Below are 12,995 nucleotides of genomic sequence, written 5' to 3' on the forward strand. Positions count from 1 at the left end.
ATTAGTAATGCCTATATATTTTTATTAGCCAACTTGTTAAATCTATTGACCATTTCTTCCGCTATTTTTTCAGCTCTGCAAATTATCATTATGGTATCGTCACCAGCTATGGTTCCAAGAACTTCAGTCCACTTCATTGAGTCTATAGATGATGCACAGGCTTGGGCCATACCCGGAAGTGTCTTTACCACCACGATATTGTTTGCATAGTCGCTCGATACATAGGACTCGGCAAATATGGTAAGAAGCCTGTTTGAAATTGCACTCTCAGTTGGTGTAAAAGGAGCATATTTATAACGTCCATCTTCCATCATTACCTTAATGAGGCGAAGTTCTTTTATATCTCTTGAAACAGTAGCCTGGGTCACATCAAACCCAAGTTCCTTAAGCTTTTCAGCTATTTCCTCCTGGGTCTCAATTGTTTCCTTTTCTATCAATTCAAGAATTTTAGAATGTCTGCTATATTTCATCCTTGAATGTTTCTCCCCTCATGTAAAATTTTGATCTTAATATTTTGAAGAAATTCTTGTTTGCTACCTTTATCATTTTTACCGAGCAAGGAGCTTTTTTAACCTCTATGGAATATCCGCCTTTTACTTCATATCCATTCTGTCCATCAATAGTAACCATGGCACTATGCTGATAGTTTTCATCCACTACAACCTTAACCAGCCTTTCGGCAGCAGTTATGAAAGGCCTTGAATACAATATATGCGGACAAATAGGCGTAACAATAATTATATCCAGATCCGGCTCAACAATAGGCCCTCCAGCAGACAGCGAATATGCTGTCGACCCTGTAGGACTGGATACTATTATTCCGTCACCAGGGTAAGATTCTGCAAATACATTATTGATATAGGTTTTGACATGAAGTATTCTTGATAATTCCCCTCTTGAGATCACCACATCATTTAAGGCTATATCTTTAGCTATCACCTCTGATTTGCTGTAGATAACAGTTTCCAGCATCATTCGCTCTTCAATAGTATATCTGTCATTTAAAATGCTTTCAAGTGCTGCATCTATATCGGACTTTTCAATTTCTGTTAAAAAGCCAAGGGTACCTAGGTTTATTCCTAGTATGGGAACATTTGCAGTATATGCATTTCTGGCAACTTTTAGATAAGTCCCATCGCCGCCCAAGCATAAAACCCCTTCAGCCTTTGAGTAAATTTCTGTTTCATCAAGGGCCTCTACATTAAATTCCAATTTACTTGCAGATGCATGAGGCATCAAAACCCTTCCGCCCAGCTCAATGATTTTGCCGGCTACCAGTTTTGTAAATTCAAAATTGATATCTTTATCGGAATTTGTTATTATACCGATTGTTTTCATTATTTCCCCTTAATGTATATTAAAAGTGCCATCAATCAATAGTCATATGCTACAGATTAATAACTTTTAATGTAGTTTTATATTATAATAACACACTAAACACAATTCTGAAAATAATTTTTGGTGAATTTATAAGAATTGATTTGCCAAATTACTACAGATCGGCATGGGCACTATCAACAATTTTTGAAATATCTAGATCTAAAGATACAGTGTCATCCAAATTTGACAGATACAAAAGGTATTCAATATTGCCTTCAGGACCCTTAATTGGCGAATACGACAGTCCTTTTAATGAAAATCCCAGACTTGAAGCAAATTCTGCAATATTTTTTATAACTTCTTCATGTACTTTTGGGTCTCTTACAACACCCTTCTTGCCCACCTTTTCTCTACCAGCTTCAAACTGAGGCTTTATAAGGCATATTACTTGACCGTTTGGGTTAAGGAGCGTCTTGACTACAGGCAAAACCTTTTTCAGGGATATGAAAGATACATCAATAGAGGCAAAATCCTTAAGTTCTCCCATTTCTTCCGGCTTAACATATCTTATGTTAGTTCTTTCCATATTAATTACTCTTTCGTCATTTCTAAGCTCCCAGGCAAGCTGACCGTAACCTACATCAACTGCAGTAACTTCAAGAGCCCCTCGCTTAAGCATGCAATCTGTAAAGCCTCCTGTAGAAGCACCAATGTCAATAGCCCTAGCACCTGTAAGGTCGATATTAAAGAAATTCAATGCCTTCTCAAGCTTAAGGCCTCCTCTACTTACAAATGGTATGGCGTTATTTTTTATTTCAATCTCTGACTCAATATCAAATTTTGAGCCTGGTTTGTCTTCCTTGTTTTTATTTACATAAACAAGACCTGCCATAATAGTACTCCGCGCCTTTTCTCTGCTTTCAAACAAACCTTTTGCAACTAATAATACATCAAGTCTTTCCTTTTCCAAATCTTTTCCTCCAAATGTCCTTAGTAATGACGAAAAATTTACTTAGTCATATTGAAAATATAACTTCCCGTATAATTTCGCTTTCGAGTTCACTTAACTCGTGAACACACGCTCAAAACGGGGAGTAATATTCCAATCATGCCTTATCCAATAGTAGCCAAACCATACCTTGAGCAAAATTTGCCGAATAAATTCTCCACCTTCATTCTTTCCTGCTTTATTATAACAAGTATCTGCTGTTTTTCATCCTCAGTAAGGTTAAAAAACCTGAGCCCGTACTCAATCTTATAATCCAAAGTCTTTTTTGTTCGTGCTATTTGTGCAAAACCGCTGAAATTCATGGAACCAAAAGCTGTAAACACAAGCTTGATGTTAGAATTCATATTAATCTGATCCTTACATATGATAGCGGCTCCTGACTCACTTAAATCATTTATTATTCCTATATACTCGAATTTCTCATCTATACCTATTATCTTGCAAAAGTAACTTGCTTCATACCTGGCTGATTCTCTCATATCCTGAAACACATCGATTTTTATAATCTTTAATTTTATAGTTTGGGGAAGTGCCAGAGATATATCTTCCACCATACATGTCAGCGTAATAATGTTCTTCCCAATATTGAACTTGCATTTAACAAAGTCATTAATCAATACGGAGGCATTTAGTAATTCATTGGTAACAGGCATAACAAGTGAATCCCTGTTGACTTTTAAAAATGTATTCATAGACCATAAATTATTCTGGCTTGCCTGTACCCTGACAAAATAACCTGGTTTTAAATATGCCATTACCTGCGATACATCCAAGGTAGCCACCCCTTTACCAACTAATGATCTTACTGCTTTTTACACAACTTAAGTATTTCGCCTACTAGAGATTCTGCATCAAGCTTATACCTTTTAAAAAGCTGGTTTTTAGATCCATGAATAATAGGTTGATCTGGGAACCCAAAGAGCTTGGATTTTACATTTATTCCTCTTTGGTTTATCATCTCAAGCACACTACTGCCAAACCCTCCGGTAATAGTATTATCCTCTAACGTTATCATCTTCTTGGTCTTCATGACTGAATTGACGATAAGCTTAACATCAAGTGGCTTGACAAACCTTGCATTGATGAGTTCGACAGAAACACCAAGTTTTGTAAGTTCCTCTGTAACTTTTAGAGCAGTTTCAAACATTGTTCCTATGGATAGGAAAGTCAAATCACTTCCCTCCTTGTAAAGAACCCCCTGCCCAAGTTTGATCTCACTGCTATCAATAAGGCGATCCTTACCTTTACCTCTTGGATACCTGATGGCAACAGGCCCAGTATGCTCAGAAAACGCAAACCTAATCATCTTTCTCATTTCGTCATAATCACATGGTGCCATTATTGTAAAATTAGGTATATGACTTAAGAATGATAGATCATACAGCCCTTGGTGAGTTTCCCCGTCTTCACCAACAATTCCTGCCCTATCTACTCCAAAAACAACATGAAGATTCTGAAGAGCAACATCATGAAGCAATTGGTCGTAAGATCGCTGTAAAAACGAAGAATAAACCGCAAATACAGGCTTTAATCCATTTCTAGCCAAGCCTGCAGCAAAAGTAACCGCATGCTGCTCAGCTATTCCCACATCAAAAAATCTATCGTGAAACCTCTTTGAAAACTGATCAAGTCCTGTACCGTTAGGCATAGCTGCGGTTATGGCAACAATATTCTCGTCGGTTTCTGCAAGATCAGTAAGCTCAGATCCGAATACATCCGAATATGAAGGTCCTCCAGCTGACAGCACCTCTCCTGTTTCAATTTCAAATGGTGATATTCCATGAAAAAGGTGTGGGCTTTCTTCTGCAAAAGTATAGCCCCTTCCTTTCTGAGTGCATACATGTAATAATATTGGGCCTTTCATGGTTTTAACTCTTGTAAGCACTTCATTTAGCTCCACAAGGTCATGCCCATCAATTGGTCCGAAATACTTAAAACCTAATTCTTCAAAAAATATACCCGGCATAATCATATATTTTACTGATCCCTTTACCTTGCCTAAAGCCTTTACAGCACTTCTTCCTATAGCGGGTATTTTGTTTAATATAATATCCAAATCCTCTTTTACTTTGAAATAAAAGGGCTCTGTCCTTATCTTCCTTAAGTATTTTGAAAGTCCTCCAACATTTTTGGATATGGACATTTCATTATCATTTAATATGACAATAAGGTTATTAGGAGATCTTCCTGCATCATTCAGTGCTTCAAACGCCATTCCTCCAGTCAAAGCACCATCGCCTATCAAGGCAATTACCGAATACTTCTCCTTTCTTATGTCTCTAGCCTTTGCCATACCCAGAGCTGCAGAGATTGAAGTACTGCTATGCCCAGTATTAAAGGCGTCGTGCTCACACTCATTAACTTTGGGAAAACCTGAAATACCATCTAATTGTCTTAACGTGCAAAACTTGTCCTTCCTGCCCGTAATAATCTTATGTACATACGATTGATGGCCTACATCCCATATTATTTTGTCAGTAGGAGTATTAAAAACACAATGTAGTGCCAAAGTCAATTCAACAATCCCAAGGTTGGACGCAAGATGTCCCCCAGTTTTTGACACATTGTCTATTAAAAAAGCCCTGATTTCTGCAGCAAGCTCTTCAAGCTGATTTATGTCAAGTTTCTTTATATCATCCGGTGAGTTAATATCATTTAAAATACCACCCAAAAACCTTCAACTCTCTTTCGGTTTAACTTTACTACATGAACATCATTTAAGTAATGATTATAGCACATATGAATCCATATATAAAGTGTTGTCTGTCGCTAGTTGTTTCTTTTTGCTATATATAAAGCCATATTTTTTAGAAAATCAGCCTCTACCCCAAAAGACTCAAGGGCACTTATCCCTTCCTTTGTGACCTCATCCAAAATTTTCTTAGCTCCGTCCAACCCATATGCTGTAATATAGGTAGTTTTATCATTAGAAACATCACTGCCGCTGTTTTTACCCAAAGTAGATAGATCGCCTTCAATATCCAGTATATCATCCTTTATCTGGAATGCTAATCCAATTTTTTCTGCGAAGATTGATAGCCTTGATACTTGAGTTTCATCCGCACCGCATATTATTGCCGAAGAAACAATTGGAGCCTTAATCATTGCTCCTGTTTTACATTTATGCATATATGTGAGAGTTTCCAATGAAACCTTCTTACCTTCAGATTGGAGATCCACCACCTGGCCTCCTATCATACCGGTAGTGCCTGATGCCTTTGCAATATACTGCATGGCTTTAACCTTACTTACAATATTATCGGCACTTTTTAAAGCATCTTCAATCATTACCTCAAATGCATAATTAAGAAGGGCATCCCCTGCAAGTACCGCTAACCCTTCACCGTATACCTTATGGTTTGTAAGTCTTCCTCTCCTGTAATCGTCATTATCCATTGAAGGGAGATCATCATGAATAAGTGAGTAGGTATGTATCATTTCAATGGCACATGCATATGCAATAACCTCTTTAAATTCCTTTCCGAAAAGATCACACACTACCAGTGACAATACCGGTCTGATTCTCTTCCCCCCAGCCATAAGACTATATTTCATAGCCTCATAACAAGTTTTTTCCGGCACATCCCGAACCACTAAAATCTTTTCAAGTGCTTCATTTATATAGTCAAGATAAATCTCATATCTTTTATTAAATTCCATTTCCCGCCTCCACAATTTTATTCAACCGAAAAGTCCTCTTCTTTTATTTCACCTTTTTCATTCTCCAAAAGAATAGTTATTTTCTTTTCCATTTCATCAAGCTTGGTATTACAATATTTTGTTAATTCTATACCGCTTTGAAAAGCTTCAAGAGATTCTTCAAGTGAAAGCTCTCCTCTCTCAAGCTTTTTTACGATCCCTTCCAACTCTATTATTGCCTCTTCATAACTTTTTCTTTTCATAACCCGGCCTGTCCCCTTCTCCTTTTATGCATTTCTTATTTCACAACGCAATCAACTGTGCCATCCCTTAAGTTTATTTCCAATTCTGCTCCCTTATAAACATCATTTATAGACTGAATTACTTTTCCATTTTCTTTGTCTTTAATTATGCTGTATCCTCTGGCCATTATTGTAAGGGGACTTAGTGCATCAAGCTTCCCTGCCAATACTGCAAATCTAGATTTATATTCTGAAAAATTCATCTGCAAAGCTCTTATAAGACTCTTTTGAAAAATATCCAATCTCATTCTTTCCTGATATATTCTGTCAAAAGGCTGCTTAAATGCAGCACTGTCAGTAACACGGAAAAGCCTGTTTCTTTGAATAACCAGATTCTGATTTAAGGACCTTGCCAATCGGTATACCAGGTTGTTCAAGTCATTTTTTAGTGCTGCTTTCTCTGGAGCAACTATTTCTGCAGCTGCTGAAGGCGTTGGTGCCCTTTTATCAGCCACAAAGTCAGCTATGGTATAATCTGTCTCATGTCCAACAGCTGAAACAACCGGTATGTTAGACCTATATATGCTTCTTGCAACAACCTCTTCATTAAACGCCCATAACTCCTCTAATGAGCCTCCACCTCGGGCTAAAATGAGCACATCAACACAACGAAGCTTATTTATCCTGTCAATTGCCTTTGAAATTTGTTTTGCTGCACCTTCGCCCTGTACAGCTACCGGATAAATTTTTATATTAATGTTTGGATACCTTCTGCCCATTATATTAATTATATCTCTTATAACTGCACCTGTTGATGATGTTACAACTCCAACAGCCCGGGGCAATAGAGGCAGCGGCTTTTTAAAACTTTGGTCAAATAACCCTTCCTTTTCCAGTTTCTGCTTAAGCTGCTCAAAAGCCAAATGAAGAGCCCCAATTCCATCAGGCTGCATTGACTCCACATAGAGCTGGTATTGACCATCTCTTTCAAAAACCGAAACATAACCGCCTATAATAACTCTCATACCGTTTTCCGGAATAAATTTCAACTCACAGTTATATGTTTTGAACATAACACATTTTATAAGACTGGATTCATCCTTAAGCGTAAAATACATATGTCCCGAGTAATGATTTTTATAATTGGAAATTTCGCCTCTTACCATAAGGCCTGAGAGTAAAACATCTCTGGAAATCACATTTTTCAAGTACCTGTTTATCTCAGATACTGTGAGAATTTGTCGCATAAAACCTCCATTTTGCGAATAATGCTAACACTATCAATGTATGGACATACAAATTAACACACACCCTTGAATATGGTATGTGTGTTAATTACATTAAATAATATGCTATTCGTTAGAACCATCTACATGTACAGGAAATATCTTGGATACTTTACCCAAGATGCCGTTAACAAATGATCCTGCATCTTCCGTACTGTATTTCTTAGCTAGTTCAACCGCTTCGTTTATGGAAACATTGAATGGTATATCTTCTCTAAAGCAAACTTCATAAATACTTAACCTTAGTATTGACAAGTCAACCTTTGAAATCCTATTGATTTTCCATCCCTTAGCATGCTTTTCGATAAGTGCGTCAATCTCTTCAATTTTACTATATACACCATTTATGACTTCGTTTACATATACTGTGTCATTTTCAGTTAACTTCTCTTCCTCTAAAACGTATTGTACCTGCTGCTCTCTATCATCCCTCTGTATCTCCAACTGGTATAAGAGCTTCATTGCAGTTTCGCGGGCTGCTCTTCGTCCCATTAAATATTACCTCCAAATAAGCTTTGCGTATATCAAATTTATTAATCCTAAGTAATTTAAATGTAAAAGATTAACCTATGTTTAATAAAACTTAGCCACTTCTTACCTTAAAGTACCTGGCGGAAAAATCTTATCCAGAAACTTTCTTAGATAATCTTTGTCAACACTTAATACCTTACCAATATAATACCCCACTGCCATGCAAATTACAATAAAAATAAACTTTAATACCCCAATTATAAGAATAGATACAGCAATTAGAAAGCCTATTATTGCTCCATTTACTTCGCCCTTGTGAGATTTATAAAAACTGTATATTTTGTCCATATTCATATAATTTGCCTCCAGGGCTTATTCCACCCTATTTTTATTATACCCAACAAATATATTATCAACTATCACCTTAACCTCAATTACCCTTATCCCTGAAGTATCCTCTACAGTTTTCTTAACCTTGACCTGAATATCTTCGGATAGTATAGGTATATTTACGTCAGATAATACTACAGCTTTTATTACTACAGTTACCCCTTCCATTCCCTTATATACATAAGCCTTTGCTTCCTTAATGCCGGAAAGCCGTTTTGTAGCTGCCAGGGCAATACTTTCAATGGAGTTTAGTGAAACCTTAATCTCACCTATTTCAGTTTTTTTGCTGATAGTCCTTTTCTCTGTGTCATCATTCGTTCCTGATAATAACAATATAACACTAACTGCTAGAATACCTAATCCTCCAAAAAAAACTATGCACTGGAATACATTGTTAGTCAATAGGTTTGATGATATATATGTTGAAATGCTTTCAAAGGAGTCGGGCATGACTGTTAAAAACATAATTGCCATGGTAAATATAATAACTACAACAAAATATATACCTAGTATAGCCCGCTTTAATGTACTGTTCATATTTTGCCTCCTCTTTTGTTTTATCTAAAAAATATCTATTCTACATTGGAGTCATTTTTATTTTCGGTATCAAAATTAACACCCTGTATATGAATATTAACTTCCACTACATTCAGGCCGGTCATTGTCTCAACAGTCTTTTTTACTCTTTCCTGTATATCCCAAGCCACATCGGGTATCCTGCAGCCGTAATCAATAATTATATATAAGTCAATTGCTGCTTGTTTTTCACCAACCTCAACCTTAACGCCCTTAGAGAGGCTCTTTCTGCCCAGCATCTCAACAATTTCTCCGGCAATACCACCGCTCATCCCTGCAACGCCTGATACTTCCATAGCAGCAATCCCGGCTATTATGGCAACAACCTCATCAGTGACCTTAACCGTGCCTAAGTCACTTAAAAGCTCATGATTGATTTCCTCCATAAAAAACCCTCCCAGCATGGAGAACATAATTGCTAAAAAATACTCTTTATCAGGAGTTAATTATATCATTATATATAAGTATTATCAATATAAGGAGGATCAATGCTTAAAATATATTTTTTATTCTTATTTTATCAATATCCAAATTTGCCTGTCTTGACACAATATCATATATCTGTGCTGTCTGAGAGGAAGAAAGATTCGGTGCCTTAACCACTATGTCTACACTTCCGTCATCTGCAAAGAATGCTATAACATCGCTGAATCCATTTTTCATTATCAGGCTTTCAATTCTCATTTCTCTGTCTGAATTTTCAGCCATTCTTGTAACTTTCTCATAAGCTTTAGTTCTGGCTTCCTTTGTCAGGCCTGAATCGTCAGCAATTGCTTTCAATGTATCATTGTTTCTTCCCCTGTTTACTTCTTTATCAAGCTTTGCCCGTGCAAAAAAATCATTTGCTTCTTTTGAGGCATCCAGTCTTTCACTTGCTTTTTTGTCTGATTCCCCACTGCCTTTTGTATTATCATTATCACTTGTCTTATCGTTGGTATTGGTTTTATTATCTTTATTCTCCTCTTTACCTTTAGAGTCCTTACTATCTTCTTTTTTATCCTTATTTTTGTCTGCTTCTTTATCATCAGATGAAACAGCATATTCACTGTCCACATAAACAGCTTCACCCAACCTTGAATTATCGCTGTTATCTACCGAGGTGCTGCCCTTCTTATAACTATACTGAAGATAACCGGCAACCACCAGCATTAAGACTAAAGACAGCACAACTATTTGTTTTCTTTTAAATACCATCATATAAAAGCCCCCTTTTAATATTTGAATTATGTATTTAAATGCCCTATACTTGTCATTTAATTTATATTCATAATCCTGCAAATTTATAATTAAAATTATTAAAATCAGTTTATTTTGTATAGCTGCTTCCGCTTTCTAGAACTTCAATTCTATGAATCGGAACATCTAAAAGCACCTGTACTGCTCTGGCAAGTCTTTCTTTAACCTCAGGATCTGAAGCTCCCTCAGCAACAACCACTACACCCTTAACCTGGGGCATAATTTCTTTTAAGACTATAGGCTTTTTATTATTTCCTTGGATTTCTTCGAATACCACTTTGTTTTCACTGTCATTTTGTTTTATACTTCTTACCCCACCTCCTGAGTCTTTTTCCTCTGTATCATTTTCATTCCTTTTAATATCGTAAGCAGGTACAATCTCTTTTCCGGATACATATGTCACCATGACATTAACCTTCCCTGCTCCTTTTACCGTCATTAAGATTTCTTTAAGCCTCTTTTCATTCGTGTCTGTATCACTAGACTCCACTTTGGCAGCTGTCTCCACAACCGGTGTTAAATTACCATTAACCGGCTCTTTTTTTGGCTCATTCTTTTTGAACAGGGACCCACCGGCTACAATAGCAATTATCCCGATTATGATAACTATAACTGAGTTTTCTATAATTTTTTTCTTATTTTTACTTTGGAATAACTTTTCCAGTAACTTTTTAATTTCTATCATATCCTTCTCCCATTCATCCTTTTGTAAGGAATGACTAAAATATTCTTAGTCATTACTAAATTACCTTTGAGTCTTTGTTTGCTGACTTTGGCATGTAATTATGATATCTTCCTTTTTCACCCCCAGAAGCTCATTTATTTTGTTCTTTAAATGTGAATCCAGCTTACTGTCTACAACATTGTTTGTAGCTACTTTATCGGTTTTTATGCTTCTTTTGTTTGTTTGGTGAGTATTAGCTATGGAAATTTCACTTCCAGGGCCTACTTGAATTTTTTCTACTTTTGGTATCATACTTACACTCTGGACAGCATCCTCTTCATCTTTCTTATTGAGACTCATATATATCCGCTTAATCTCCCCATACTTTTCCGAGTTTACGTCTTCATCTACAATTACATCAGCCTTCACTGATTCTATCTCATCATTTTGTGCTGCATAGTTTTCCAATTGGTCTATAATTTTTTGTCTGTATACTTCAATAACTTGCTTTGATTGGTTTTTATTTAATACCTTACTCTTTTTCTCAATATCCATTTTGTTGATATTTATGGTCTCAAAGAGTTCCAAGCCTTTTAAATCTGATTCCTTCTCAATAAATTTTAATATAGGAGTTATGAGAGTAATCATAATAAGAAATCCCGAAATCAAATTAATATACTTTTTCATTCTTCCCGAAGGAACTAAAATCTCAAGAAGAACAATAAATATTACCAGTGTTACTATATTGATGGTCCATCCCCTCAAAAATTCAATCATAAACTTCTCCTCCTTATAGATACCTAACTGTAAAACCAGTTATATACAGTTCGATATCTTATGAATGACGGGAATATATTTTAGTCATTAGGAATGGCTAAGGCATTCCTAAGTCATCGTATAGCAGATGAAATGCTGCTTGAAGCAATTATTGCCGTTATGGCAATTAGGAACATAAATGCCACGCAAGCTACTACTCCTAAAACGAATGTAAGAGATCCTGCTACATCATTTATGCACTTTACAATTCTATTTTCTGCAATAGGTTCAACCAATACAGCTGTCATTTTATATAATGATATAAGTGCAAATATTTTAATTATTGGTACGAGGCATATAGACACGATCCCTATCATTACAGCTATACCTGATGCATTTTTTATTAGCAGTGTACATCCTAAAACTGTATCTGCTGCATCTGCAAGGTATTTTCCAGCCACAGGTATAAATGCTCCTATTGCAAACTTGGCAGTTTTGCTTGAAACTCCATCAACAACAGCACCTACTGATCCCTGTATTGTAATTATTGCTATAAAGACAGTCAGTATTAATCCTAAAATTACTGTCCCTGTCTGCTTTAAAAAGGATGCCAGTTTGGATATCTGAACCTTGTCTGAAATATTGTTTACCAAAGATAAAATAGTTGAAAGAAGAATTATTGGAATAAAAATATTCTTCATAATTGTTGCAACAATCTCAACAATCACCACAAGAAGGGGCTGAAATATGCCCCCTGATGTAATATTCCCACTTGATATAAGTAATGTAATAAGTATAGGAATAGATGCCTGCATAAAATCAACCATGTCGTCTATTATACCTCTTCCCATGGTTAATACAGAGTTTAAGCTAACTATCAAAACCGATACAATAACTATGTAGCAAACAAAAAAGGCTAATTCCCCAACGCTCGCACTTAAAAATGACGATTGAAGGTTTTTAAGAATAGCACACAAAACTATAAGAACAATAAGCTTAATTAATATACCAATGTTTATATATATTTCTTTAAAGAAATAACGTAATACTCCATTTAATATACTCTTTATATTTAGATTAAACTTACCTTTAGCAGCATTTGTTATAAACCCATTAGGGTCATACTCCGGCAAAAGCTCCTTTATACCATTATTGGCATAGTTTTGCATCTGGTTCTCAATGCTCTTAGCTTCCTCCGATTTAGCCTGCTCTTCAATAAGCTTATCATCCCCAATATTATCACTTTCTGCATATACATTATATATATAAAGTGATTGCATTTGAAACAAAGTAAGAATGATAATAAAAACCAGAATTGATACTTTAACATATTTTTCAAATTAAAAATTAATGTTCTCTTCATACTAATCCTCTTTGGTACTTTTATTTTTTGTACATAAAACATA

16 protein-coding genes are annotated in these 12,995 nt (G+C 35.8%); all 16 read right to left on the reverse strand.

All coding sequences use genetic code 11. From position 1 onward, the window contains the following. Positions 1-11: 11 nt before the first annotated feature. The 16 genes from Bccel_RS09685 to spoIIIAE all read right to left on the reverse strand — a co-directional run bounded on the left by Bccel_RS09685 (position 12) and on the right by spoIIIAE (position 12,905). Positions 12-470 (reverse strand): arginine repressor, encoded by a 459-nt coding sequence (locus Bccel_RS09685; RefSeq protein WP_036946908.1) that lies wholly within the window; start codon positions 468-470, stop codon positions 12-14. Continuing rightward, the gene (locus Bccel_RS09690) at positions 460-1,338 is read right to left on the reverse strand and encodes an NAD(+)/NADH kinase (RefSeq protein ID WP_036946911.1); all 879 of its coding nucleotides are present in this window, start codon (positions 1,336-1,338) and stop codon (positions 460-462) included. The genes Bccel_RS09685 and Bccel_RS09690 overlap by 11 nt, the downstream gene beginning before the upstream one ends. A 154-nt stretch (positions 1,339-1,492) precedes the next feature. Further along, entirely contained in the window at positions 1,493-2,290 is a 798-nt protein-coding gene (locus Bccel_RS09695) for a TlyA family RNA methyltransferase (RefSeq protein ID WP_036946914.1), read from the reverse strand. Between the two features lie 143 nt (positions 2,291-2,433). Further along, positions 2,434-3,102, reverse strand: coding sequence for a PilZ domain-containing protein (locus Bccel_RS09700; RefSeq protein ID WP_036946917.1), 669 nt, complete (start codon positions 3,100-3,102; stop codon positions 2,434-2,436). A gap of 29 nt (positions 3,103-3,131) precedes the next feature. Then, on the reverse strand, positions 3,132-5,000 hold the full coding sequence (gene dxs / locus Bccel_RS09705) for a 1-deoxy-D-xylulose-5-phosphate synthase (protein ID WP_201781952.1): 1,869 nt from the start codon (positions 4,998-5,000) through the stop codon (positions 3,132-3,134). A 98-nt stretch (positions 5,001-5,098) separates the two neighbouring features. Further along, on the reverse strand, positions 5,099-5,989 hold the full coding sequence (locus tag Bccel_RS09710; protein WP_036946920.1) for a polyprenyl synthetase family protein: 891 nt from the start codon (positions 5,987-5,989) through the stop codon (positions 5,099-5,101). A 17-nt stretch (positions 5,990-6,006) separates the two neighbouring features. Continuing rightward, positions 6,007-6,231, reverse strand: coding sequence for an exodeoxyribonuclease VII small subunit (gene xseB, locus Bccel_RS09715; protein WP_036946923.1), 225 nt, complete (start codon positions 6,229-6,231; stop codon positions 6,007-6,009). Positions 6,232-6,266: 35 nt separating this feature from the next. Then, positions 6,267-7,457, reverse strand: a complete 1,191-nt coding sequence (xseA, locus tag Bccel_RS09720; RefSeq protein ID WP_036946926.1) for an exodeoxyribonuclease VII large subunit — start codon at positions 7,455-7,457, stop codon at positions 6,267-6,269. 105 nt (positions 7,458-7,562) lie between these two features. Next, complete coding sequence (nusB, locus tag Bccel_RS09725) at positions 7,563-7,988, reverse strand: transcription antitermination factor NusB (protein WP_036946929.1); 426 nt, start codon at positions 7,986-7,988, stop codon at positions 7,563-7,565. Between the two features lie 102 nt (positions 7,989-8,090). Further along, positions 8,091-8,321 carry a DUF2273 domain-containing protein gene (locus tag Bccel_RS09730; protein ID WP_036946932.1) on the reverse strand — a complete coding sequence of 77 codons (231 nt, stop codon included), beginning with the start codon at positions 8,319-8,321 and terminating at the stop codon, positions 8,091-8,093. A gap of 18 nt (positions 8,322-8,339) precedes the next feature. Beyond that, positions 8,340-8,894, reverse strand: a complete 555-nt coding sequence (amaP, locus tag Bccel_RS09735) for an alkaline shock response membrane anchor protein AmaP (RefSeq protein WP_036946935.1) — start codon at positions 8,892-8,894, stop codon at positions 8,340-8,342. A 35-nt stretch (positions 8,895-8,929) separates the two neighbouring features. Then, positions 8,930-9,319 carry an Asp23/Gls24 family envelope stress response protein gene (locus Bccel_RS09740; protein WP_036946938.1) on the reverse strand — a complete coding sequence of 130 codons (390 nt, stop codon included), beginning with the start codon at positions 9,317-9,319 and terminating at the stop codon, positions 8,930-8,932. 106 nt (positions 9,320-9,425) lie between these two features. After that, entirely contained in the window at positions 9,426-10,130 is a 705-nt protein-coding gene (locus tag Bccel_RS09745; protein WP_036946941.1) for a SpoIIIAH-like family protein, read from the reverse strand. Between the two features lie 109 nt (positions 10,131-10,239). Further along, positions 10,240-10,854 (reverse strand): hypothetical protein, encoded by a 615-nt coding sequence (locus Bccel_RS09750; protein ID WP_036946944.1) that lies wholly within the window; start codon positions 10,852-10,854, stop codon positions 10,240-10,242. Positions 10,855-10,914: 60 nt separating this feature from the next. Next, positions 10,915-11,610, reverse strand: coding sequence for a stage III sporulation protein AF (gene spoIIIAF / locus Bccel_RS09755; protein ID WP_036946947.1), 696 nt, complete (start codon positions 11,608-11,610; stop codon positions 10,915-10,917). Between the two features lie 113 nt (positions 11,611-11,723). After that, positions 11,724-12,905: a stage III sporulation protein AE gene (gene spoIIIAE, locus Bccel_RS09760; RefSeq protein ID WP_276326242.1), complete on the reverse strand. Its 1,182-nt coding sequence runs from the start codon at positions 12,903-12,905 to the stop codon at positions 11,724-11,726. Positions 12,906-12,995: the final 90 nt, after the last annotated feature.

The sequence above is a fragment of the Pseudobacteroides cellulosolvens ATCC 35603 = DSM 2933 genome, assembly GCF_001262605.1.
Classification (GTDB): Bacteria; Bacillota; Clostridia; order Acetivibrionales; family DSM-2933; genus Pseudobacteroides; species Pseudobacteroides cellulosolvens.